Origin of the sequence: Acetobacterium sp. MES1 (assembly GCF_002237635.1) — a bacterium.
Lineage (GTDB): Bacteria > Bacillota > Clostridia > Eubacteriales > Eubacteriaceae > Acetobacterium > Acetobacterium wieringae.
Genome location: NZ_MJUY01000047.1, coordinates 156,084 through 181,408 on the forward strand (window position 1 = coordinate 156,084; position 25,325 = coordinate 181,408).

At 45.3% G+C, this 25,325-nt stretch carries 23 protein-coding genes and 3 tRNA genes; 6 read left to right on the forward strand and 20 right to left on the reverse strand.

All coding sequences use genetic code 11. From position 1 onward, the window contains the following. Positions 1-170 precede the first annotated feature (170 nt). From BI182_RS12945 to prmA, 10 genes are all read right to left on the reverse strand, one after another. Positions 171-246: transfer RNA gene (locus BI182_RS12945), tRNA-Phe, on the reverse strand. Positions 247-271: 25 nt separating this feature from the next. Further along, positions 272-348: transfer RNA gene (locus tag BI182_RS12950), tRNA-Ile, on the reverse strand. Between the two features lie 21 nt (positions 349-369). Next, positions 370-446 (reverse strand) — tRNA-Pro (locus tag BI182_RS12955). Between the two features lie 187 nt (positions 447-633). Continuing rightward, a complete protein-coding gene (locus BI182_RS12960) occupies positions 634-3,024 on the reverse strand; it encodes a cation-translocating P-type ATPase (RefSeq protein ID WP_286808469.1) in 2,391 nt (796 codons plus the stop codon). 183 nt (positions 3,025-3,207) lie between these two features. After that, positions 3,208-3,651: a GatB/YqeY domain-containing protein gene (locus BI182_RS12965; protein WP_070371789.1), complete on the reverse strand. Its 444-nt coding sequence runs from the start codon at positions 3,649-3,651 to the stop codon at positions 3,208-3,210. An 11-nt stretch (positions 3,652-3,662) separates the two neighbouring features. Further along, entirely contained in the window at positions 3,663-3,845 is a 183-nt protein-coding gene (gene rpsU / locus BI182_RS12970) for a 30S ribosomal protein S21 (RefSeq protein WP_013379247.1), read from the reverse strand. 106 nt (positions 3,846-3,951) lie between these two features. Continuing rightward, a complete protein-coding gene (locus tag BI182_RS12975) occupies positions 3,952-4,296 on the reverse strand; it encodes a histidine triad nucleotide-binding protein (protein ID WP_070371788.1) in 345 nt (114 codons plus the stop codon). Between the two features lie 14 nt (positions 4,297-4,310). Beyond that, positions 4,311-5,633, reverse strand: a complete 1,323-nt coding sequence (gene mtaB / locus BI182_RS12980; protein WP_228882470.1) for a tRNA (N(6)-L-threonylcarbamoyladenosine(37)-C(2))-methylthiotransferase MtaB — start codon at positions 5,631-5,633, stop codon at positions 4,311-4,313. 16 nt (positions 5,634-5,649) lie between these two features. After that, the gene (locus tag BI182_RS12985) at positions 5,650-6,396 is read right to left on the reverse strand and encodes an RsmE family RNA methyltransferase (protein WP_286808478.1); all 747 of its coding nucleotides are present in this window, start codon (positions 6,394-6,396) and stop codon (positions 5,650-5,652) included. Position 6,397: 1 nt separating this feature from the next. Further along, entirely contained in the window at positions 6,398-7,336 is a 939-nt protein-coding gene (gene prmA, locus BI182_RS12990; RefSeq protein WP_070371785.1) for a 50S ribosomal protein L11 methyltransferase, read from the reverse strand. Between the two features lie 407 nt (positions 7,337-7,743). Between prmA and BI182_RS12995 the strand changes: the two genes are divergently transcribed. The 3 genes from BI182_RS12995 to BI182_RS13005 all read left to right on the forward strand — a co-directional run bounded on the left by BI182_RS12995 (position 7,744) and on the right by BI182_RS13005 (position 9,917). Then, positions 7,744-8,094: a BMC domain-containing protein gene (locus tag BI182_RS12995; RefSeq protein WP_070371784.1), complete on the forward strand. Its 351-nt coding sequence runs from the start codon at positions 7,744-7,746 to the stop codon at positions 8,092-8,094. 4 nt (positions 8,095-8,098) lie between these two features. Next, positions 8,099-8,566 carry a EutP/PduV family microcompartment system protein gene (locus BI182_RS13000; RefSeq protein WP_070371783.1) on the forward strand — a complete coding sequence of 156 codons (468 nt, stop codon included), beginning with the start codon at positions 8,099-8,101 and terminating at the stop codon, positions 8,564-8,566. A gap of 100 nt (positions 8,567-8,666) precedes the next feature. Beyond that, positions 8,667-9,917, forward strand: a complete 1,251-nt coding sequence (locus tag BI182_RS13005) for an S-methyl-5-thioribose kinase (RefSeq protein ID WP_286808480.1) — start codon at positions 8,667-8,669, stop codon at positions 9,915-9,917. Positions 9,918-9,991: 74 nt separating this feature from the next. Here BI182_RS13005 and BI182_RS13010 read toward each other — a convergent pair whose 3' ends face one another. The 7 genes from BI182_RS13010 to hemW all read right to left on the reverse strand — a co-directional run bounded on the left by BI182_RS13010 (position 9,992) and on the right by hemW (position 17,658). Next, entirely contained in the window at positions 9,992-10,423 is a 432-nt protein-coding gene (locus BI182_RS13010; RefSeq protein ID WP_286808482.1) for an MOSC domain-containing protein, read from the reverse strand. A 48-nt stretch (positions 10,424-10,471) separates the two neighbouring features. Further along, positions 10,472-10,906: an RrF2 family transcriptional regulator gene (locus BI182_RS13015; protein ID WP_263993002.1), complete on the reverse strand. Its 435-nt coding sequence runs from the start codon at positions 10,904-10,906 to the stop codon at positions 10,472-10,474. A 326-nt stretch (positions 10,907-11,232) separates the two neighbouring features. Beyond that, positions 11,233-12,405 (reverse strand): molecular chaperone DnaJ, encoded by a 1,173-nt coding sequence (gene dnaJ, locus BI182_RS13020; protein WP_250934867.1) that lies wholly within the window; start codon positions 12,403-12,405, stop codon positions 11,233-11,235. 361 nt (positions 12,406-12,766) lie between these two features. Then, entirely contained in the window at positions 12,767-14,593 is a 1,827-nt protein-coding gene (gene dnaK, locus BI182_RS13025; RefSeq protein WP_228882480.1) for a molecular chaperone DnaK, read from the reverse strand. Positions 14,594-14,727: 134 nt separating this feature from the next. Then, positions 14,728-15,297: a nucleotide exchange factor GrpE gene (gene grpE / locus BI182_RS13030; protein WP_148637390.1), complete on the reverse strand. Its 570-nt coding sequence runs from the start codon at positions 15,295-15,297 to the stop codon at positions 14,728-14,730. A gap of 8 nt (positions 15,298-15,305) precedes the next feature. After that, positions 15,306-16,340, reverse strand: coding sequence for a heat-inducible transcriptional repressor HrcA (gene hrcA, locus BI182_RS13035; RefSeq protein ID WP_070371775.1), 1,035 nt, complete (start codon positions 16,338-16,340; stop codon positions 15,306-15,308). 148 nt (positions 16,341-16,488) lie between these two features. Next, positions 16,489-17,658, reverse strand: a complete 1,170-nt coding sequence (hemW, locus tag BI182_RS13040) for a radical SAM family heme chaperone HemW (RefSeq protein ID WP_286808487.1) — start codon at positions 17,656-17,658, stop codon at positions 16,489-16,491. 108 nt (positions 17,659-17,766) lie between these two features. Between hemW and BI182_RS13045 the strand changes: the two genes are divergently transcribed. The 3 genes from BI182_RS13045 (at position 17,767) to BI182_RS13055 (ending at position 21,221) form a co-directional block, all read left to right on the forward strand. After that, positions 17,767-18,879 carry a tyrosine-protein phosphatase gene (locus BI182_RS13045; protein ID WP_286808489.1) on the forward strand — a complete coding sequence of 371 codons (1,113 nt, stop codon included), beginning with the start codon at positions 17,767-17,769 and terminating at the stop codon, positions 18,877-18,879. 283 nt (positions 18,880-19,162) lie between these two features. Beyond that, positions 19,163-20,458: a glutamate-5-semialdehyde dehydrogenase gene (locus BI182_RS13050; RefSeq protein ID WP_286808490.1), complete on the forward strand. Its 1,296-nt coding sequence runs from the start codon at positions 19,163-19,165 to the stop codon at positions 20,456-20,458. Between the two features lie 265 nt (positions 20,459-20,723). Then, a complete protein-coding gene (locus tag BI182_RS13055; protein WP_286808491.1) occupies positions 20,724-21,221 on the forward strand; it encodes a hypothetical protein in 498 nt (165 codons plus the stop codon). An 88-nt stretch (positions 21,222-21,309) separates the two neighbouring features. Here the strand turns inward: BI182_RS13055 and BI182_RS13060 are convergent, their stop codons facing one another. From BI182_RS13060 to BI182_RS13070, 3 genes are all read right to left on the reverse strand, one after another. Then, positions 21,310-23,313, reverse strand: coding sequence for a hypothetical protein (locus BI182_RS13060; RefSeq protein ID WP_286808493.1), 2,004 nt, complete (start codon positions 23,311-23,313; stop codon positions 21,310-21,312). A 179-nt stretch (positions 23,314-23,492) separates the two neighbouring features. Beyond that, on the reverse strand, positions 23,493-24,026 hold the full coding sequence (locus BI182_RS13065; protein ID WP_286808494.1) for a hypothetical protein: 534 nt from the start codon (positions 24,024-24,026) through the stop codon (positions 23,493-23,495). Between the two features lie 231 nt (positions 24,027-24,257). Continuing rightward, positions 24,258-25,091 (reverse strand): hypothetical protein, encoded by an 834-nt coding sequence (locus BI182_RS13070; protein WP_286808497.1) that lies wholly within the window; start codon positions 25,089-25,091, stop codon positions 24,258-24,260. Positions 25,092-25,325: the final 234 nt, after the last annotated feature.

Here is a 25,325-nt window from a genome sequence, read left to right on the forward strand (position 1 = left end):
TCTTCAGTATTTGTAACAATTATATATCTATAATGTGTACTTCTCGTGAACAAACCATGAAGATCTGAAAAAAACCGACAAACCGATTATTTATTGATACTGTACCACCAAAACCTGGCAATAATCCAAAAAATAAAAAAAACAGCTTACGCTGTCATCTTTATAAGTGGTGGTGCCCAGAGGCGGAATCGAACCACCGACACGGGGATTTTCAGTCCCCTGCTCTACCGACTGAGCTATCTGGGCATATATAAAACTTGGCAAAAAAATATGGTGGGCCTTCAGGGGCTCGAACCCCGGACCTACCGGTTATGAGCCGGTTGCTCTAACCAACTGAGCTAAAGGCCCCCAAGTAATTTCTAAAAAAAATGGTCGAGGTGAGAGGATTCGAACCTCCGGCCCCATGGTCCCAAACCATGTGCGCTACCAAACTGCGCTACACCTCGATACAATACTTGACTATTATAAATGTTTTCGTGTCTGCTGTCAAGGACTTTTTTATCTTTATGCTTTTCGATACGATTTATCTTTGACGACTTGCTTATTATAGCACGATCGCAAACCCTAATGCAAGTCTTTTTTTCACAAAAGAATCATTTTTTTGACTCTTTTGTGAAAAAGCTTGATCCGTATCTATTTTTCCAATACGGTTGCCTTGGCAGTGGTTGATTCTTTTTCTCGGCGGTTCAGATAACCCTCAACCCGATTAACCCCCCAGCCAAAAATTCTGATCAAGGGATAGATATCCAAGGTTGTAATACCCAACACGATAAACATCGCTGGCAGAAAATCCTGGATTGGAGTCAGGAAAAACAAATCTTCCAAGAACAGCACACAGCATAAAAATGAAACCGTCATCGCAAAGAATAAGGCCCAGCGCTTATTGTCAAGTGGCTGGCAGACCCGAAAAAGAATCACTAAGCCAATCAAACCGGTGGAAATAACCGCCAGCGTAGAAATTTGCTGATGATCGAGAGACAGGTAAGCGCCGACGATCATGATCATCACCACATTAAACACCACCGTCAGCGCCCCCGGCAAGGATTTTTTGAGCACCTTTTCGAGAAAGTTGCCGGTAATCCGGTTCTTATTGGGCTCCAGGGCCAGAAAAACCGAGGGTGCCCCAATTGTCAACGCACTGATCAAGGTCAGTTGAATCGGTACAAAAGGATAGGCCTCATTGGCAATGATCACAATCACCGCCAGCAAAAGCGAAAACATGGTTTTCACCAAAAATAGCGAGGCCGCCCTGGTAATATTATTAATAACCCGGCGCCCTTCCATCAAGACCCGGGTAAAACTGGCGAAGTTGGAATCCAATAAGACCAACTGTGAAACCTGGCGCACCGCATCGCTGCCTTCGGCCATGGCAATGCTACAGTCCGCCTCTCTTAAAGCCAGTACATCATTGACCCCATCCCCAGTCATCGCCACGGTATGACCTTGATTTTTAAGCGATTCAATTAAAAGTCGTTTCTGCCCCGGGGTTACCCGACCAAAAACCGAATAGTCCAGCGCAGCCTTACGGACATCCTCCTCGGTGGTGAGGGTGGCGGCATCCACAGAATTATCCCAATCCAGCAAACCCGCCCGATGGGCAACCTGAGATACCGTTACTGGATTATCTCCGGAAATAACTTTGATTGTGACTCCCTGATTTCTAAAAAACTCCAGGGTCTTCTTGGCTTCCTGACGAATTTTATCGCCCATCGGCAACAGTGCCACCGTTTTGATATGATCCGGCAAACTCCCATCCTCTTTAAATGGTTCCGAAGCATAGCCCAACATTAAAACCCGATTGCCTTCACTGGCATAGCCTTCAACCTTATCCTGAATTTCCGGATAACGCTCTTTTAAAATGAATTCCGGTGCCCCGATCACAAAGGTGCCCTGGTCGCTGAAAAAAGCACCACTCCACTTCCGCTCCGAGGAAAAGGGAACTACCCGGTCACACTGCCATTTGGGCGCCTCGCCCTTGCAACTTTCATAAAGGGCCCGATAGGTGGCATTATCATCTTTTAAATTGGCAATCAAAGCCCGGATCGCCTGAACCGGATTTTTGTCATGACAAAGGGTTTCCATTGACAATACTTCCATATTGCCCTCGGTGATGGTTCCGGTTTTATCCAGACAAAGCATATCGACCCGGGCCAGCGTCTCAATGCAATAAAGCTCCTGAACCAGCGTCTGATGCTGTCCCAACCGGATTACCCCAACGGCCAGGGCGACACTGGTTAAGAGTACCAACCCTTCCGGAATCATCCCAATCAATGCCGCCACCGTCTGGGTCACACCAGCCTGAAGCGGCAGCGCCTGGACGATCAACTGCTTATAGAGAAGCAGCAGACCAATGGGAACAATCACGATGCTGATGCTTTTCATAATAAAGCCCAATGCTTTCATAATTTCAGAGTTCGGTTTTTTTGCCACCTTGACAGCGTCAACCAGTTTTGAGGCATAGTTTTCCAGACCAACCTGAGTCACCAAAACGCTGGCTTCCCCGGAAACCACAAAACTGCCGGACAGCAGCGAATCGCCCTCATATTTCATAATCGAATCTGACTCACCTGTCAGCAACGATTCATTGACTTCCAGCTCACCTTTGACCACCCGGGAATCGGATGGCACCTGTTTGCCAGCCTTGAGGATCAGAATATCGTCCAGGACGATTTTTTCAAAAACAATTTCCTGGCGGTTGCCATCCCTGATCACCGTCACATGGGGTTGTGAAATCAACGAGAGCCGATCAATGGTTTTTTTTGCCTTAATTTCCTGAATGATACCAATCAATGTGTTTATTATGACAATATTAATAAATAGAAGGTTTTGAAATGACTGTACAAAAATAACCATTAATGCCAGGATGATGTTAAGCATGTTAAACAAGGTTAAACTATTATCCCTGACAATTCTACCAATGGTTTTTGTTTTGGATTGGGGCTGGATATTAACCTTTCCGGCGGCGATCCTTTCTTCAACCTGGACTTGACTCAGTCCAATTTCAAGGTTGATATGATTATCCATTTAATCCTCCCATTTTGTTATTTACTGGTTGGATTATATCACCGCAATCTTAAAATACCTTGTAGCGCCTCCCGCCGTTTAACAATTGATAACTGTTTCAAATTTTACCAAAAAATTTATTAAACAAAAAAGAAGTCTGCCCCAGGGACAAACCTCTTTATATGTGTAGTATTAATTTTTTTGTTATGCCAGACTTTCTCTGACCACTTGATTCACAAGCTTACCATCCGCCCGACCTTTAACCTTCGGCATCAGGGCACTCATTATTTTTCCCATGTCTTTGGCATCAACAGCACCGGTTTCTGTTATTGTTTCAGCCACAATTACTTTGATTTCATCAAGTGTTAATTGTGTAGGAAGGTAGCTCTCGATAATTACTATTTCTTCGCGAGCCTGCTGGATTAAATCGTCTCTTTGAGCTTTCTCAAACTCAGCCAGGCCATCCCGACGTTGTTTGAGCTGTTTGGCAATAATTTCAAGAATCTGGTCATCTGCCAGTTCCACTTGCTGATCCTTCTCGACTTGTAAAATAGCCGCCCGAATCATGGTAACGGTCGATTTCTTGACCTTATCCTTTTCCTTCATTGCTGTTTTTAAGTCAGCCTGTAATTGATCCTTTAATGCCAATTAGTCACATCCTATCTTTTTTTCATCTTTCTTTTTCTAGCTGCTTCTGATTTTCTTTTTCGCTTTACGCTTGGCTTTTCATAATGCTCTCTTTTGCGAATTTCAGACATAACCCCAGCCATTGCAGTTTTTCTTTTGAAACGTCGCAATGCACTTTCGAGTGTTTCATTTTCTTTGATTTTTACTTCAGACATTTTCAACCCCCCCCTCTAATCCGTTGCTAATTTCCGGTATTGTCAATCAACATGGTATGAGTCAAACTTTATTATACGCAATATTTAGAGCGCTGTCAATTATTTTTCAGCCTGGTGGCCATAATAATGGTCGGCCGCCCAATAAATGATAATGCAGATGCGGAACGGTCTGATTACCATCCTTACCGCAATTATTCACCAGTCGAAAACCACTCTCGGCAATCCCCGTTTTAAGGGCAATGCGATTGGCTACCGTATGAACATGGCAAATAATATCATTGCCTGCCTGAACCGACAGGATCGAATCAAAATGTTCTTTGGGGATAATAATCACATGAACCGGGGCCTGGGGCGCAATATCGTTAAAGGCGATGACCCGGTCATCTTCATAAACCACATCGGCGGGAATTTCCTTATTGACGATCTTACAAAAAATACAGTCTTGGGACATATCTTCCTCCTTAATTATATAGATTCTCCGACTAACTTATCAGCATACCGACTAATATATGATACCCTAACCGGGATGATTCTACCACTTATTTCTTCATCGGTTTTGAGTATCACTGGCAGATAGTTCTTGGTGTGGCCGGTATAGCCAGCATCATCGTGGGTTGCTTCAAAAAGCACCTCAACCACACTGTCATCATTTTTTTTAAGAAAGGCCGCTTCCAATTCCCGGGACAATTCGCTCAGTTCATGACTGCGGGAATTTTTCAGGCTTTCATCGATCTGATCCGGAAAATGGGCCGCTTTTGTTCCGGATCGCCGGGAATATTTAAATACATGGATCTGGTAGAAGCCTACCGCCCTGGCAAAGTCGAGCGTCTCAGCAAATTCTGCCCCCGTTTCTCCGGGGAAGCCTACCATGATATCCGTGGTGATGGCGGCCAATGGAAAGACCTCCCGGATCTGGTTGACGATCTCCATGTATTCAGCCGTCGTATAACGGCGGCCCATCCGTTTGAGCACGGTATCACTACCGCTTTGCAAAGATAAATGAAAATGCGGACAGAAGCTGTTAAGTGCCGCCAGCCGCTTAAGCCGCTGAGGAGTTATAAATTTGGGTTCCATCGACCCCAGCCGAATCCGTTTAAGCTCTTCAATTTTGTCAAGGGTTTCAATCAGATCAATCAGATCGGTTTTACCGGTGTCTTCTTGATCAATTCCATAGGAGGCAATGTGAATCCCAGACAGGATCACCTCCTGATACCCCATTGCCACCACCCGGTTGACTTCATCAATAATCTGCTGCTGGTTGCGGCTTCGCACCGGCCCTCTGGCAAAGGGGACAATACAATAGGTACAAAATTGATTGCAGCCCTCCTGAATTTTAATAAAGGCCCGGGTTTTTCCTTTGACCTCGGAAATCATCAGCGGTTCAAATACCTTTTCAGCCATGATATCCGAGACAAAATCCCGCTGGCTGACATCATTGCGATGGGCAGTAATATAGGACAGAATGTCGCCCCGATTTTTGGTGCCAATCATTAAATCCACTTCCGCTATTTTTTCCACTTCCGCAGGAGCCACCTGGACATAGCAACCCACCGCACAGATAATCGCCTCGGGGTTGATCCGCTTGGCCTTGCGCATCATTTTTCGAGATTTCTGATCGCCCAGATGGGTGACCGTACAGGTGTTGATGACGTAAACATCGGCCACCTCGGAAAAATCCACAATGGTATAGCCAGCCGACTCAAAAAGCTCCATCATCGCCTCGCTGTCGTAGGTGTTGACCTTACAGCCCAGGGTCATAAAAGCAACTTTGTTATTTGTGTTGTTCATACCGCTTCTTTCCACCTCACTTCCAGAAATTTAATTGACTGAGCACCATCATCCCGGCGGTTTCCGTACGTAAGATCCGTTTACCCAGACTAACGCTGATCACTCCGGCAGCTTGGCAGGCCGCCGCTTCCTGGGGATCAAAGCCCCCTTCCGGGCCAATAATCACCGCAATTCTTAGCGGTTTATCAGCGTCCCGCTTTTTTTCAAAAGCGGTCAGTGCTTCTTTAAGGGTCTGCCGGTTTTCATCCTCATAGGCTAAGAGTATCAGATCGTAGCGATCCGTTTCCTGCAAAACACCAGCCAGGGTGAGTGGTGTCCCGATCTTCGGGATGATGCCCCGTTTCGACTGCTTGGCTGCTTCATAGGCAATCCGCTGCCAGCGTTCGATTTTTTTATCCTGTTTGTCTTTGATTTGTACAACCGCCCGCAATGAAGAAAAGGGGACGATCTCATAAACGCCTAACTCCACCCCTTTTTGAATAATCATTTCCATTTTGGTGCCCTTGGGCAAGCCCTGATAGAGGGTGATTAAAAGCTCCGGCGTTTCGCCCTGGGATGGTTCCTGGCTCTTTATATAGCCGGAAATTGTCCGATCTGTGGGGCTGTCCAATACAATCAGATAGTCATTGCCCAGACCATCACAAACTTCGATGCGATCATCTTTTCCCAACCGCAAAACCTTGGTAATATGTTTGAAATCTTCCCCGGAAATAACAACGGTGGATCCGGAGATCTGACCGGGTTCGACAAAAAAGCGATGCATGCTAGTCTCTTTTCTGGGCAACCACGCCAACCCACTCGCCCATTTGCTGAACATAAACCAGTTTGAAGTTTTCCGCTTCCAAAGCATTGAGGACGTCCCCCAACCGGTCAATGATGATGCCGGAAGAAATAAAGATGCCGTTTTCTTTCAGATAGGGTTTGATGATCCCTGACAACTCGACAATGGCGGCAGCCAGTATATTGGCCACAATCACATCGGCCTGTTCATCGATGACATCCAACAGATTTCCTTCGCGGATTTCAACCAGAGCGCCTAAATCATTGAGCTCCGCATTTTCCCGGGCAATTTTTACGGCCAGGGTATCAAAATCAACCGCCACTACTTTTTTTGCTTTCAGTTTACCGGCAATCAATGAGAGCACTCCGGTACCACAGCCAATATCCAGCACCACGTCGCCAGGCTTAATATACTCTTCCAGCTTTATGGCACAAAGCTGAGTGGTTTCATGGGTGCCGGTGCCAAAAGCCATACCGGGATCAATGTTGATGACGATCTCATCCTCTTCGGGGGCATAGGCTTCCCAGGTCGGTTTGATGACAATACTTTTGCCGACCTTGGTGGGTTTATAGAACTTTTTCCAGGAGTTGGCCCAATCCTCCTCTTCCACCTCGGTAATCAGCATCTCACAAGCACCGGGATCCAGACCAAAAGAAGGCAGCATCTTCACTGAGCTAATCAGTTTGTGTACTGCTTCTTCGGTATCTTCCACCTCGCTGAAATATCCCCGCACAATGGAAACATTGGGATCAATTTCCAGAAGGGCTTCATCGACAAAATTAACCTTAGGATCTTGCTGAATTAAAAGCGCATCCTGCAAGGTCTGAATGGCTACGCCATCCGCCCCGGCTTCATAAAAAGCATTAACCACTGCTTCCTCCGCTTCCAATGTTGTTGTGATTTGAACTTCTTTCCAAAGCATTCCCTTACCTCCAGTTTAATCGTTGTGGTATTATACCACGTTTTCCGCATGTTTAACAATTGATCATTATAACCCATCTACCTTAGAAAAGAAATAGATTTTTTCACTTCTTTGTCTTAGTCTAGTACCGATAATTGTTACATCATGTTGTCTGCATCGGGGCGAACAGGCGATAGACCTGTCCGATCCCGCAGCAGACAACAGATTAACAATTAGTCGGTACGGCACAGTGCGGGTACAGAAATTTTTTGCCAGCTTTCTGTAAAATATCGTTAATCGATGTAACCGGTTCCCGATAAATGCTATAATGGCCATACTTAAATTAATTCAAAGTTATCTCTAGATAAAAAAAACAATACCGACAATTGTTAGACTCAAACAAAAATACAGATAGAAAAGGTGACACGATGGAAACTGAAAAGAAAAAACGCACCATTCAGGAATACGTTCCCGGTAAACAGGTAACCCTGGCCCACATTATTGCTAAACCCAAAAATGAAATCTATATTAAATTGGGCTTAGACGATGAAAATGCTGATGCCATTGGCATTTTAACCATTACGCCCAGCGAAGCGGCCATCATTGCCGCTGATGCTGCCACCAAGGCTGCTCCGGTCGAAATCGGATTTCTTGATCGTTTCAGTGGTTCTCTGGTCATCACTGGTCGGGTCTCTGATGTGAAGGCCGCCGTGACCGAAATCCTTAATACCCTTAATCATATTTTAGGTTTCGACATTCCTAAAATTACCTACTCTTAAATCAATGGCCAGCAATAAAAAACGGGTGGCCCTCATCGGAAAAATCGGCAGCGGAAAAACCACCCTGATGCAACGACTGGGCGAAGACGAACTCAAGTATTCCAAAACCCAGATGGTCACATATTATGACGAGTTTATTGATACCCCGGGGGAGTTTATTGAACTCCCGTTTTTTTCACGTCAGGCCATCAATATCACCATGGATGCCGGACTGGTGATCCTGGTCAATTCCTGCGTCGATCCTCAGAATGCCGTACCGCCGAACTTCGTTCACACCTATAACATCCCCTCCATCGGGGTGATCACCAAAACGGATCTGGGTGAATGCAATATCAAGCGTAGCCGTAATCTGCTGATCTATGCCGGTATCAATCCCAAACACATCTATGTGGTCAGCTCCTATACCGGCGAAGGCATCCCCGAACTGGAAGCCGCCATCCATCATTTTATGGAACCTCACCGGAATAAATAAAGATATCACCACCGCATCGTATTAATCAATTAATTGATTAATACTTCGTAGGGGCGAACCGTGTTCGCCCGCACCCTATTTAAATTAAGGAAGTGAAAACATGACCTATGACAGCTATGGCAATTTAACAGTGGCAGGCGTTGCCGACTACCTTAAAGAAAAAGCGATCTTTCCGGCTGATGCTTTCCTTACCGTGGTGGATTTACACGCCGTCAAGGAAAGTATTGAAGGCTTTGTCAATTTAATTTATCACGTCTATGACCAAACCGGTAAATCAGTGGTCATGAAACAAATGCTCTCGATGCCCCGGTTTCGGATTGAAGACGAAAAGAATAATACCGTCGAAGATTCCGAAGGCTGGACTCTGGATCTGGGCCGAATGCGTTCTGAAATTGCCACCCTTATTTTCTGGAACTCGGTTTATCCCGGCATCAGCCCGGAAATTTATCTTTTTGATGAGCCTAATCGGATCATCGTTATGGAAGATCTGATGGATTTGAGTCTGCTGCGGTTTGAGCTGTGCCGGATGGTCAAACACGGGCACTTCACCGAAAAAATCGGCGCATTTTTTGCCCGGAATCTGTTTTACTCATCCAATCTCCATCTTACCAATTATAAAAAATCCGAGGTTGAACGCTTCTTTGTCAATCCCGAATATACTGCCCTGGTGCCCTTCCTTTTCCATGAAAATATCGGCGTTTCCTGGGAACGGGAGATGATTCCCGGCACCGCTGAAAAACGGGCTGAACTGGTTGATAATCCCCAGATTAAAGCCGAATTTAAGCGACTGGAAAATAAGTTTCTGAATGATCGGGAATGCCTGATCCATACTGATCTGCATAGCTCCAACATCATGATCAGCGCAACGGATGTCCGCATCATTGATGGTGAATTTGCCGGTTTCGGTCCCCTGGCCCAGGATTTTGGTCGACTGACTGCCAGCCTGACCTTAAACTATCTTTCCTGGTTTGGCGATGACTTGCGAACCACCCCGGAAAAAGCCGATTTCCAGGCTTATCTGCTGAACACCATCACCGATCTTTATACCACCTTTCAAACGGAATTCCGCCAACTGGTGGAAACCCACCGGGAGGAAAGCTACAGCTTAAAAACACTTGATGTGGAGGTTTACCTCATTGATCAGCTGCAAAACGCCCTTGCCTACACCGGTGTCAATGTTATGTCACGACTGGCTAATCGGGGCATCTGTTACGATCTGCTGCGGCTGCCCGAAGCCGCCCGATTGGTTCCGACGCTGCTGGGCATGGACATTTCAAAAGAGCTACTGCTCAACCATCGAAACTACACGACGATCACCGACTACACCCGGTTGCTAAAAAACCTGGTTTAATCATTAACAACACCTAAAATGCCGCTGTTTTCCAAAACGAAAACAGCGGCATTTATGTTACTACACAAAACAGTTTACACCAGTACTGCAATGGTATCGCCAGCTTTTATATAGCCACCTACGATCACAGCAGTAAAGACAACCTCATTGGCCAAAACGCACTTTCCGTTTTCATCACCGATTTCACAGCCAAAGCATTTTTTTCCAATCTGGGTAATCTCCTGAATGGTTTCGCCAATTTTTACCCGGGTACCCAGCGGCAATTTAAACAGCTCGATGCCCTCGGTGGTGATGTTTTCATTAAACCGCCCCGTGCATAAACCTGCCCCATTAATTATTTTTATTTGATCGGTGTCATCACGGCCAAACAAACATACTTGTCTTTGATCCCGGCCACCGTGATGATCCCCCTCTAGTCCAAATCCCGGGATAAAAAGAGCGGGCTGATCCAGACGATTGCGCTCACCCTTTTTTTCGCTTCGATAAACAGCGCTAACCTTTCCCAATTGGTTCACCTGCTTCTTTCATATATTTTTATTGCCACTTCATCGTGTTTAAATAAAATACTCGCAGGTGCCCTTTTCATGATAGGACTTTACCAGATCTGCCAGGGTAATATTGTCCACCACATTTTCAACTGCTTCTTTTATTTGCCGCCAGACATCAACTGTAACACAACGATCCGCCCGATCACAGCCACCCGGTTCATCCAAGCAGGCAACCGGAGATAACTCCCCTTCCATCAGCCGCAAAATCATCCCGACAGTATAGTCTTCCGGCGGATTGGCCAGCTGATAGCCGCCCTGTGAACCCCGGACACTCCGGACAAATCCCGCCCGTGAAATTTGCGTAATAATCTGTTCCAGATATTTTTCAGAAATTTCCTGACGCTCAGCAATCCGTTTGATGGGAATATATTCCCCGGTGTTATTAATCGCCAGATCCAGCATCAGCCGCAACGCATAACGCCCTTTAGTTGATATTTTCATAATCGGTATCCTCCTGATAGTCGGTGGTTTTAATTGAGCACTGACAACATCCCCGCATAAGCCTGGTGATTTGTGGTCTCAATCCTCTTCCTTCCGCATTCTACTTCTCACATTTTTATATCGCATACTCAATTCATATCAGTTTGATATGTTTTTCGTTTTCATTATATGCCTCCAGCTTTTCTTTGTCAACTAAAAAATGCCGGATTTCTCCGGCATAAATTGACTTTTGATTAATACGCATGGCATACCGTCAATTGTTGTGTTGTCTTATACACATCAAATGATGCTTGGCGAGGGCTTTCGAACTTGTCGCCTGAAAATGATCAGGCGTCTTTTTTAGGATGACTTTCCTTTTCTTCGGCTTCAACCCGAGACCAGAAACGTTTCCCTTCCGGATGCGCGTCTTCTCCGGTTACCTTGGCATACTCGTTTAATGCATGACGCTGTTCACGATTGAGCTTACGGGGTACTTCCACCTTAATGGTAATAAACTGATCCCCCCGGCCCCGGCCGTTAACATTGGGTATCCCTTTTCCTTTAAGTCGGAATACCTTACCGTTTTGGGTACCTTCTGGTATTTTAAGCTTGATTTTGCTGTCAATGGTCGGTACCACAATGCTGTCACCCAACGCCGCCTGGGCATAGGTAATGGGCAGTTCATAATAAACATCGTCGTCGCTGCGTTTAAATAAGGGGTCTTCCCGAACGCTTATATACACCAGCAGATCACCGGCACTGCCGTGGTTTGGCCCGGCGTTGCCCTGACCTCGCAGTGGCAGAATTGAACCGTCATAGACACCAGCGGGAATTTTGATGCTAATGGTGCGTTCTTTGGATTCAAGTCCGGAACCATGACAGGTGGGACACGGTTTATCAATGATTTTGCCTTCACCATGACACTTGTCACAAGTGTGAACCTGTTGAACTGTTCCAAATGGCGTCTGCTGTCTGACATAAACCTGACCCGAACCGCCACATTGGTCACAGGTTTTTGAAGTCGATCCTTTTTCAGCACCAGAACCGCCGCAACTTCCACATTCTTCATTACGTTTAATCTTAATTTTCTTTTCGATGCCAAAAACGGCTTCATGGAAAGACAGATTAATACTGATCTTCATGTCAGAGCCCCGGTTGGAACGTCGACCACCACGGCCGCCGCTAAACCCACCGCCGCCGCCAAAGGCGCTGAAAATATCGCCAAAGATATCCTCAAAACCACCAAAACCACCGGAAAATCCGCCGCCACCGCCGCCAAAACCAGCATTGGGATCAACCCCGGCGTGACCATATTGATCATAGCGGGCTTTCTTATCGGCATCACTTAGAATTTCATAGGCTTCATTGGCTTCCTTGAACTTTTCTTCAGCTTCAGCATTCCCCGGATTTTTGTCCGGATGGAACTCCATGGCTTTTTTTCGGTATGCTTTTTTTATCTCATCCGGACTGGAGTCTTTACCGACCCCCAGCACCTCGTAGTAATCTCTTTTTTCACTCATAAATACTCTCACCTCTTTTGAATCCTAAACACCAACTAAACAACTACTTATTATACCTTTTTGAACAGCAGAGTTAAAGTCTTTTTTCGTGAAGCGCCTCTTTCAGCCACCTGCAAATCATGGTCCGTAGGGGCGATCCTCGATCGCCCGCACATAAACGTCAGTTTCTTGATCCACGCTCCAGGCGATCACGGATCGCCCCTACAATTGCCTCCACGAAACTTTTCAAAACGCTCACCCACATTTTGAGCCGTTTGCAGGCAGTAGCCAACTGCAGGCGCGCTTGCGCTTGGCTCGTTGCCTCCACGAAAAAGAGTGGCAGCCTTGGCTGCCACTGGTTTTTGCCGGTTTCTGGCAATTCTTACTCTTTAACTTCCTCATATTCAGCATCCACAACATCGTCATCACCCTGATCTGTAGTTTCCTGTTCGTCAGGTGCCTGTTGTGCAGCAGCTTGCTCATACATTTTTTGAGCTAATGGGTAGAAGGATTCATTTAATGCTTCGGTTGCCTTTGTGATGGCTTCCACATCATCCCCTTCACTGGCTGTTTTCAGCTCCGCAATGGCGGCTTCAACCTTGGCCTTATCTTCATCTGAAACCTTGCCTTCCATTTCCTTGAGGGACTGTTCGGTTTGATAGATTGTGGAATCGGCAATATTTTTAGCTTCAATCAAAGCTTTAACTTTTTTATCTTCTTCAGCGTGTTGTTCTGCTTCTTTAACTGCTTTATCAATTTCTTCGTCACTCATGTTGGTGGTCGATTTGATAACAACATTTTGAGATTTACCGGTTCCCATGTCTTTAGCGGACACATTGACAATACCATTGGCATCAATATCAAAGGTTACTTCAATTTGTGGAATTCCCCGTCTTGCTGCTGGAATCCCGGTTAATTGGAAGCGACCCAATGTCTTGTTATCCTTGGACATTTCTCGTTCACCCTGTAAAACATGGATGTCAACAGCCGTTTGATTGTCTGCTGCAGTTGAGAATGTCTGACTTTTCTTGGTCGGAATCGTGGTGTTTCTATCGATCAACCGGGTGAATACTCCACCTAATGTTTCAATTCCCAGAGATAATGGGGTGACATCAAGCAGTAATACATCATGAACTTCGCCAGCTAATACCCCCGCTTGAATTGCCGCTCCGATGGCTACACATTCATCCGGGTTAATCCCTTTGTAAGCTTCTTCACCGGTAATGTTTTTAACGGCATCCTGTACGGATGGGGTTCGGGTCGAGCCACCAACTAAAATTACCTTATCCAATTCATTTTTAGAAAGGCCGGCATCTTTCATGGCTTTTTCAACCGGTCCAATGGTGCTCTTAACCAGATCTGAGGTCAGCTCATCAAATTTTGCCCGGGTCAGGGATAATTCCAAATGCTGTGGACCTTCTGCCGTGGCGGTGATAAAGGGTAGATTAATGTCTGATTTCATAACCGTCGATAATTCAATTTTGGCCTTTTCTGCTGCTTCTTTAAGTCGCTGCAGCGCCATTTTGTCATTTTTAAGATCAATTCCATGGCTTTTCTTAAATTCAGAAGCCATCCAATCAATGATCTTCTGATCGAAATCATCACCACCCAGGTGATTGTTTCCATTGGTTGCTTTAACTTCGAAAACGCCATCCCCCAGTTCCAGAATGGATACGTCAAATGTTCCGCCACCCAAGTCATAGACCATAATTTTGTCATTGGCATCTTTATCCAAACCATAAGCCAGCGCTGCTGCGGTTGGTTCATTGATTATTCGCAGTACTTCCAGACCAGCAATCCGTCCGGCATCTTTGGTCGCCTGTCTTTGGGCATCACTGAAGTAGGCAGGTACGGTGATAACCGCTTTACTGACAGTTTCACCCAAATACGCTTCGGCATCCGCTTTAAGCTTTTGCAGAATCATGGCTGAAATTTCCTGAGGGGTATAACTTTTGTCATCGACGGTTACTTTACGGTCGGTGCCCATATCCCGTTTAATTGACGAAATGGTGCGATCCGGATTGGTAACTGCCTGTCGTTTGGCAACCTGTCCCACCAGTCGCTCACCATCTTTGGCAAAAGCAACAACCGATGGGGTCGTTCTATTTCCTTCAGCATTAGGGATTACGACGGCTTCACCGCCTTCTAATACGGCTACACAAGAGTTTGTGGTTCCTAAGTCAATCCCGATAATTTTTTCTTTACTCATATCTATTTCCTCCTGAATTGTTTACTATTTTTTAAATAAAAACTCGTTTCTGGTGATAAGACCAGCGAATTTTTGATTCTTTATGATTCTATTGCTAATTATAATTTCATTTTTTAATGCAAGCTGCTGCAATGCTACTTGCTGCAAACCTTAACCATGGCTGGCCGGATTACCTTGCCCTTGAACTTATAACCTTTCTGGAATACGTCCATGATCTCCTGGTCTTCTTTTTCTTCGTCCTCACCAACAGCAACGCCATGGTGAAGATTGGGATCAAAAGGACCTTCGCAGATAATTTCTTCCAGTCCTTCTTCTTTGAGAACATCCTTAAGCTGCTTAAAAACCATTTCCAGTCCATCAATATAACCCTTGGCTTCCTCGCTGGCATCGGTTAAGGCGGCTTCCGCCCGCTCCAGATTATCCATTACCGGCAACAGCTTGGTAGCAAAGTTCTCTGATGCAAATTGATACATTTCTGTTTTTTCTTTTTGACTTCGCTTTTTGAAATTCTCAAAATCAGCCTGAAGTCTGATCAGGCGATTCAAGACGGCCTCATCCTCCTTTACAATCTCCTTTAGGACCTCTTCAGGAGATGTCTCTGCTGTTTCTTCTGCTGCCTCATCGGCTACTGTTTCTGCTTCATCTAAAAGCGCTTCTTCCGTTTCTTCTACGGTTTCTGTTTTAATTTCCTCTTCTTTTATCATCTAATCACCTATTTCATTAATAAATTTGAGATATGTAAATTTAACTCATTGCGGATATAGTTAAGAACCGATGACACATTATCATAGTTCATCCGGGTGGGTCCGATGACGCCAAAGGCGCCCATCATTTCGCCATCCAACTCGTAGGTAGAAGTAATAATGCTGAAGTCTTTAAGATTTTCATTGTCATTTTCACTGCCTATTTTTATCCGAATGACCTGGTTGCCATCCTTGGATGCCATCATTTCTGAGAGCACCTGCTTTTCCTGAACAATATTGATCAATTGCTTAATTTTATTGACGTCGCTGAACTCCGGATAATTAAATAGATTGGTTAATCCGGTGGAGTGAACCTCCGAAGCGTCCTCCATCAAGGCTTTTTTTAGATGCGGGATAATCTCATGGATCAATTTACTTTCCGCTGGGGACAATTCCTGAATCTGATCGATTAAATCCGAGCTCATCTCACTGAGGACGGTGTTTTTAAGAAATCCATTAATCACATTGGAAAGCTTCAGCGCCAGGATGGTATCAACCTCCTGAGAAAGGGTTACCTCAATATTTTTGGCCATCCCCTCCTGAGTCACTACTACCATAAGTACCCTGTTTTTAATTAAAGAAACAATTTGGACATGCTTACAGTTAAAATTTGTAACTCGAGGCGCCAGAACAACTGCTGTATAGTTGGTTAGCTGCGACAAAACCTGAGCAGTATGCGACATCGTCGGTCCCAGTTCAGTGGTATGATCCAGAAAACCGCGATGAATATCCGTCCGGATCATCTTCTCAAGTTTTTGGATCTCCATAATTTCATCAACGTAATAACGATAGGCTTGCTGGGTTGGAATCCGTCCCGAAGAGGTATGGGGTTGAACCAGAAAACCCAGTTCTTCAAGATCAGCCATCTCATTTCGAATGGTGGCCGGACTGATACCCAAATTACATCTTTTTGAAAGCGTCCGGGAGCCAACCGGCTCGGCGGTATTGATGTAATCACGGATGATCACTTCTAATATTTTCTTTTTACGTGCGTTAAGTTCCATGATTCACCTCGTTATTAGCACTCGCAATAATTGAGTGCTAACATCTGAGTTAAATATAACACCCTACCCCTACTTTGTCAACTAGTTTCTATAATGGCTTACTCACTTTTTAAAGTTTTCTTAAGTTATTTTTTCGACCTGATTGCATCTAGACAAAAGCCATAAATACCTGATTTCCAAAGTCCTGCCCCCTGGATGTCAACTTCAAAACCGTCCCGTCCCATACCAGTAATCTGGCGGTGATCAACGACTGGATAACATCGCCAAACGGGACAAAATAGCTTTCTCCGAAACGGGCGCAAAAATCATCCTCCCGAATCCCTCTCAGTTTGCGTAATCCCAAAAACATCCACTCACGCATTTGCTCCTCCGGCGTCATCGCCGGTTCAAAAATTGCCGGTGATTTGTCCGCCTTGAGCAATTGGCAATACTCATTAAGTTCATTACTGTTTCCATAACGTTGGCCATTAAAATAACCATGGGCCCCCAGTCCAAAACCCAGATAAGGCACCAATTCCCAATATTTTACATTATGACGACTCTCATATCCAGGTTGGCAGAAGCTGGATATTTCATAATGCAAAAATCCCTGTTCTTTTAGGAAACCATCTACGGCCCAGTGCATTTCCCGTTCTTCATCTTCATCCGGCAGCTCCAGCTGACCCGACTCCACCCAGTTGGCCATCGGTGTTCCCGACTCCAAAATCAGGCTGTAACAGGAAAGGTGGGTGGGGGCATAATTTATTACCGCTTGTACGGTTTCCATCACATCGGTGATCTTTTGTCCTGGCAAGCCCACCATTACATCAACGCTGTAATTATTGAATCCTGCTTCTTTTAAGAGCTCCATCGCTTTGATAAAATCGGCTTGACTGTGAACCCGACCAAGGATTTTTAGCAGAAAATCCTGCCAGGCCTGCAGCCCCACGCTGGCCCGATTGATCCCCGCCTTTTTGTAGCGTCTGGCTTTATCGGCAGTCAGCGTCCCGGGATTGATTTCAATGGTGATTTCGGCGTCGTCCTTTACCTGAAATACTTCGTTTAACAGCAAAAGAGTTGCTTCAATGTGTCTGACATCAACCGCAGAAGGTGTTCCCCCACCAAAATAGATGGTATCCACTGCTGGCAACGCAAATTTTTTATTTTCTTCGATAAATTTTCTAATTTCCTTATGCAAGGCTGCAAAATAATCTCTGATTACTGCCTCACTCTGACGAGAGAATGACGAAAAATCACAATAAGCACATTTTTTGAGACAAAACGGAATATGACAGTAAATTCCCAGACCCGGGCCATCAGTAACACTTAACGTATTCATACTTAACTCCTCACATTTTAGGACTTTTTGATTAAGTTTATGCTATAATCATAACATATAATGAATCAAAAAACAGATCCTATGGAAGTCACAGAAAGGAAATCATCAATGAAAAAAACGACCACCCTTGCCATAATTGCTGGCGCAGCTGCTGCTATCCCCGCTTATTTTCTGGTTAGCAAACGAATCCGGAAAAAACAGTCACCCCCATCTACCACCTGGTCTGAAGCACTCACTAAAGAAACGATTCTCAACGAACCCCTGTCTGAAAATTTGCCTCCAGTAAGTATGACAACGACCGAATCCGCTCATCCTGATAAACCGGGTAAAACCACCTCCGCTGAGGTTACTCCTGTTTCCAAGTCCGAACCACAAAAATCCACCTATCCGGGGTTGATTGCCCCCAATGGTCGGATCTTATATAATTTCAAAGATGAAAACAATCTGATTTTTTGTGAAGAAACCCAGTTGAGCAAACGTCTGATCCAACTGGAAAATTCCATCAACATTCGGGATATCGGCGGCTACACGGGAATCGATGGTCGCAAAATCAAGTGGCGAAAAGTGATCCGTAGTGAAGAGCTGGCCCACCTTTCCGATAAGGATGTCGACTATTTTTCGGCCCTACGCCTTAAACATGTCTTTGATTTCAGAAATGAATCCAAATCAAAGCGTCAGGCTGATCGGTTGCCCAAAAATACGGAATACCATCTGCTGCCAATTTTCACCAGTGCAGATATGGGCCTGGATCATCAGGATTTCACCCAACCGGGCGTAATTGATGCATTTATGCGCCATATTTACAAAATCCAGACCGAAGATCGGGCCCAGTGCTTTGCCGAAGTGCTCAAATACCTAACCGAACCATCGGAATACCCAATTCTTTATCATTGCACCAACGGTAAAGATCGTACCGGTTTTATGACTTATCTGATTCTGAGCATTTTAGGCGTTAGTGAAGATGTGATCCTGTCTGACTATACGCTGACGAATCTGACCTTCGACGAGAGTTTTAACCTGCTGGGTAACATTATGTCCGAGGAACTGGGTATTGAAAATTATCACCTCTGGGAATTTTATGGTGTCAAACCCGAGTGGTTAAAGATTTCGATGGACTATGTCAACACCAATTTCGGAAATGTGGAAACCTATTTAATGGAAAAAACTGATTTACGAGAGAAAGATTTTAAGAAGATTCGAGAGAATTTATTGGCAAAATAAAGGCCGTCATTGGGGTGGCTTACCCACCCCAACGAAGAAAACAATAACTCTGTTAACACATATAATGTCACACATCATAGTGTAGGGGCGAATCGCATTCGCCCGGAACGTTGGTCAATATACAAACGTCCCTTCGGCGGGTAAAACCCGCCTCTACGAATCCATATTTACAGTTTATTAAAATACGACTATCACACATTAGTTTGTAGGAGCGATCCGTGATGACCAAGGGGTCAGACCCTCGCCCTAAAAACCCAATCCCAAAATTTAGGAGGAAATGCCAATGCAAATGGAACAATGCGGAAAAATCGCCCGGGAGGCGGGCATCCTGTTAGCAGCCACCGACGGTCAGCTGCGAAATGCCGGGCTGCTGGCCATTGCCAACGCTCTGGAAGAAAACAAAGAAGCACTTGCAGTTGCCAATCAAGTCGATATGAAACGCTCTCAGGAAGAAAACCTGGGTGCCCCCCTGCTTAAACGTCTGACCTTCGATATTGCAAAGATCAATGACGTAATCCAGGGAATCCACAGCCTGATGGAGCTGACCGATCCCCTGGGAGCTACCAAGTTGTCAACCGAGCTGGATGAAGGTCTGGATCTCTATAAGGTCACCTGCCCGATTGGGGTCATTGGGGTTATCTTCGAATCCCGACCCGATGCTTTTGTTCAGATTTCCACCCTCTGCCTGAAAAGCGGCAATGCGGTACTCTTAAAAGGCGGCCGTGAAGCCCTGGAAACCAATCGACTGCTTGCTAAAATTATCAATCAAGCCACCGCTTCTGTGGGTCTGCCAAAGGACTGGCTCCAAAATCTGGAGACCCGGGAAGACGTCACTGCCATGCTGGCATTGGATCACTACATTGATCTGATTATTCCCCGGGGCTCCAACAGCTTTGTTCAATATATTATGAACAACTCCAACATTCCGGTAATGGGCCACGCCGACGGCATCTGCCATGTTTATGTTCATGAAGATGCCGATCTTACCCAGGCCGTTGCGATCATTGTCGATTCTAAAACCCAGTACGTGGCTGCCTGCAATACCCTGGAAACCCTGCTGGTCAGCGAAAAAATCGCCCCTGCTCTGTTGCCGCAACTTAAAGCGGCACTGGAGGCCAAAAATGTTCATATTAAGGGGGATGCTGCCACTCAGGCGATCATTGCCGTCGAGGCAGCTACCGAAATCGACTGGAAAACCGAATACCTGGATTACATCCTGTCAATTAAAATTGTACCCGATCTGAAAACGGCCATTAACCATATCAACACCTATAGTTCCGGCCACACCGATGTGATTCTGACCACTACCGAAACTACGGCCCAAACCTTTATGACCCTGGTGGATTCAGCCGGTGTTTTTTGGAACTGTTCCACCCGCTTCAGTGACGGCTTCCGTTTCGGCTTCGGCGCCGAGGTGGGGATCAGCACCAGTAAACTCCATGCTCGGGGCCCGGTTGGCCTGGAGGGACTGCTCAGCTATAAATACAAACTACTGGGTCATGGTCAATGCGTAGCTGATTATGCCAGCGGCAAAAGCCAGTTTACCCATGTGGCCAGGGACAGTAGCTGTCCGATTTAGCCGCAAATTTAACAACCGGTATGACAAACGAAACGTTGCCATGACATGCCCCAACATCTAAAAATAAAATAGATAATTGCGAAATGAAAAAAATCGAACAATGATTGCTTTGAGTGCAGTTTCCACAAACAATTTTGTAACGTGTAGGCGAACAGTTCAGCGAACTGTCCGCCGTACAGTGTAAAAATTGTTTCGTGCGAAACTGGGCGCAAAGCTCACGGCAGTTTAGCAATTACCTAAAATATAAAATAAAGAGAGGTCTATTATGAAATCAAAAAAACTGTTGTTGTTTCCCTTGATTCTTGTTTCTCTCACGGTTCTTCTTTTTACTGGCTGCACCCCTGCCGCCGAAAAAAAGGATGATTCCAAAACCGAACTGCCCAACCCGATGGTGGAGCAGGCCTCAAGTGAGGCAATTAAGGATGCGATCGGCTTTACCTTCGAAACCCTACCGGCCGGTATCACGGATGTGAAATACTTCACTATCTCTGATGACATTGCCCAGGCCAATTTTACCCTGGGTGGTGTCAACTACACGGTTCGTAAGGGTGATGTGATGATCGACAACATTGCGGGTGTTTACACCGAATTCCAGAGCGGCGAAACCAAAGCAAACGCTTCCGGGATTCCGGTTCTCTACCAGACCAACCCCGATGGCATGGGCTTAGCCACCTGGAAAACTGATAAATACACCTATTCCGTTTATTGCGAAACCGGGTTTGATCTGGCGGGGATGGAAGTTGTGGTGAATGGGGTATCGTGAATCAGAAATTTAAAAAGACAGATTTGAAGCTGAATCAGCTTCAAATCTGTCTTTTATCGATGTTTTGCTATTGATTGGAATAGTTCGACTACTTGTTTATAAATAAATCAATATTCTTGGTCGTTGCTGCTTCAGATCCATCAACCGGTGTAATCGTGAAACTGACTGATGCGGTTGTTGCACCAGCATCAGTGATCAGCCCGGTAACTGGATTAATGACGGCTGTTCCGTTATCGATTCGGGTGAAACTGATTTTATAGCGGGTTTTGTCAAAACCTGCGGCGGAAATCAGTTCATTAGCTCGAGTGAGAATATTATCGCCAACCTTGCGTACCCCAAAATAGTAGGAATCAAGTCTGGAATTAGCAGCCACATAGGCGGCCGAATAGGTCAGGTTTTTCTGGGCACTGAGAATTTTGGCCGTTGCTGCATTGACTGCTTCCTGGGTACTGTCACCATCTACTTTATTGGTATCAACGATGGTCTGATAAGTAGCCCAAGTTTTTTCAGTATAATCGACTGCTTTTACTTTAGCCAAAGCTTCATTATAAGCACTGAGATCTGCGGCGTGAATAAGCAGCTCATGTTGGATGGCTATCAATGTCTGGGTATAGCCGTCCACCACACTTTGCGAATAGCTTTTTAAAAGATCTGCTTCAAGATCTGCAATTGAAATTACCTGAGCGTTTTTAGTGTAGGCTTCGAAGGACGCAGTGGTATAAGGCCCATCGGTTATCTTAATATTTTTGGCAGCATTGAAGGCCTTGAGGTCGGCTGTTGCAACCAGGACATCCGTCATTTTTTTGATATCTGCTGTTGCACTGTCAATGGCAGTTTGATCTGAGTTTTTCGAAATTACATCATAAACCCAGGTACCGTTGTTAAGGGTACCATAGGTTTCGCAAACAGTGGTATAAGCATCCCAGCTTTCCCGACTATAAGGCGCATTGTCTGCGTCAGTACCAAATTCGATATATAACGCAATGACTTTGTTAAAATTACCCAAATTGGAATACAGTACCAGATTCTTTTGAGCCGCGACTATTTTTGCTGTTGCCGCATCCACTTCATCTTGAGTATTCAGCTTTGTCACATGGTTGGCGTCAAGCACTTCTTTGTATTCTGTCCAACCCGATTTTACCTGATCTTCGCTAATTGCTGTGACCGCGGTATTATAAGCGGACATATTTGCGTATTTAACCAGTTCTTTTTGGGCCTTGATAATGGCAATCGTTGCCGCATCCACCTTTTCCTGTGGGTCTTCGGCTGTCACCACATTGGCTTCCACGATCGTCCGATAAATTGCCCAGGATTCCGGTGTACATTGTTCTTCCATCACACTATTAAGTACATCATGATAAACTGTCAAATCGGCTTTTTTTACCAGACTTTCCTGCGCCGTTTTAATTGCGATGGTTGCCTCGGTAATTCTGTTGGCCGTATCATCTTTTGTTACCACATTGGCATCCACAATTTTTTTGTAAGTTGTCCAGCTGTTAACGGTATAATCCGCTTCACTCGCCTGATTTAAAACGTCCTGATAGGCATCATAGGCAATTTTAACTGGTGTTTCCACCACCATAATTTCAATTGCTTCCAGACGCAGACCTTTGCCTTCGGATCCGGATAAAGCGCCATCGGCAACCCATCCTTGAGCCCAGCCTTCATTCTCGATCTGGGTTCTGTATTTGACCGAATAGTCTGATGCACTGGCTCCTGTCAGCCTGATTTCAACAGCTTCCAGACGCAGACCTTTTCCTTCCGAACCCGCCAGAGCACCATCGGTAACCCAGCCCTGTGCCCAACCCTCATTTTCGATATGGGTCTGGTATTGAATCTTCAGATCATCGGGGACATCGCCAGTTAATTCAATCTCGATCGCTTCCAGCCGCAGACCCTTGCCCTCCGATCCGGACATGGCGCCATCGACCATCCAGCCCTGTAGCCAGCCCTCGTTTTGGATATGGGTGCGATAGGTAACACCAATATCACCTGCGGTTTTTGTTTCTATTCCAGCTGCGAAAACGTTTGTCGAAAATACCATCGAGCTCAGAAAAAGAGCCCCAATCAGGCTTGCACTCATTTTTTTCATTCTAAATCCTCCGTTTATCCTAGTCTGAACTTATAAATTTCTGTTAAATAGATTTTACACCTTTCTGTCAGTTTTGGCAATGAGGTAAACGAGCTGGCCTCCAACGCAAAAATAAAGCAGCAAACCGATCGGGGCTCGCTGCTTTATTTCTTCAATACTTATTTGATTCCGCACTATGGCTACTGGGCTTGTTTCATTTTCATCGAGTAGACTTCTTTTTCAGTCAAAACTACTTTGTGCAAAACAAAATCAAGGGTCTCATTGATATCCACAAACTGTTGTCCGGTTTCGGTTTTAAACTCCGTCAAGAACGCTGTTTGATCATAAACAGCGTCCAGTTTGACTTCGACATCGCTTAATCTACTCTCGACTGCATCCAGTCTTACTTCGACTTCGCTTAATCTACTCTCGACTGCATCCAGTTTGACTTCGACTTCGTTTAATCTACTCTCGACTGCATCCAGTCTTACTTCGACATCACTTAATCTACTCTCGACTGCATCCAGTTTGACTTCGACTTCGTTTAATCTACTCTCGACTGCATCCAGTCTTACTTCGACTTCGCTCAATCTATTCTCGACTGCATCCAGCTGTGCTTTGACTCCGCTTAACCCATTTTCCAATGAATCCAGCTTTTCAATGACATTTGTCTGAAAGCCCTCAAATGAATCCAGCTTTTTTAATACCAGCAATTGAAATTCTTCGTTTGTCATTTCTCATCCCCCTTTCGCAATCAACTCGTGCCCGACTTTATGATAGTGATATTATATCTTAGTTCTCATTAAATGAAAACTACTTTAAGATATATTCTCGCCCGATTTTAGCGTTATCCAGAGCATCGCCCAGATCTTTTTCAGATCAATAAGTTACAGTGAACAATGAGGAAAAAAACCTTCCACAACGCTCGCTGAGTTGGTAAAAGTGGTTTCTTTAATTCTGACTTTCTATAGCTGGACAATCCGCACCCGAAACGCCTCAATAGCCAGGTTCATCCCTTCTGTTCCGGCCATTGCGCCATCCCAAACCCAATGCTGCCAGTCATCATGGCCAATTATTTTAACCTGATACTCAACTGAATAGTCAGGCATATTCTCCAGTTCAATGGTGATGGCTTCGATATTATTGTCTAACACTTGAACCTCTGGCAACTCGCCAGCACTTACGCATTCCTGCCACCCAAGCCCGTTTCGGTAAAGTCGAAACTTAATTTTTGCCTCGGATGGCGGATCAACCAGTCGCATTTTCAAGGCCTTCAGCGGCCTGGCCTGACCGATGGTTCCTGCGACCTGACCGTTCTCTGAAAAGTCACTCCATCCCTGGGACTCGATAAAGCACTGATAGGAGACATCAATCCCAGCTATCACCATGCCCGGTGTCACGACCACGATCTCTGAGACGGCACCGGAATAGACAGGGGCCTCCGCTGACTCGGCAAAGGTATTGATATCAAAAGTCTGCCCGAGAATCTGGGCTTTCAATAACGCCGACTGAGCAGCTTCATAATCCATCCAGCCTTTTGAATCATCCCGAAAAGCCACAATTTTTCCACCTTTAATACCGGCAAACTGGCGATAGAGATCAGCCTCTCCGGAATCTGGCCGAAGCTGGTACATCAGATAGGAATTGTTGAGCTCATCCTTGTTAAACTCATAGCATACGCCATTGGAAGCTGTTACCAGAAATCCCGTCATCTTTGCAGAAATCATCCCACCTCCAGCGATAAAAAACACTGCCAGCATCAGGATCGTGACCAAAATTCTATTTGTGGTTTGGTTCATTTCTTCGTCTCCTTTATTCTTCTTTTACTGCTATCTTATCACAGAGCTTTCAGGCAAACAAGCTGTGGCATTTTGTGTGACATGGTTTTTTGCTGAATTTAAAATACGATCCGGATCTTAACGAAACCGGATCGTTTTTTAACTAAATTGCAACAAAAGCCTAGGAAGTAAAAAACGGTGCCTTGCAGCTGGTGCCTGTTGACTCTGACTGCAAAGTGCTTTCGAATGAGTTTG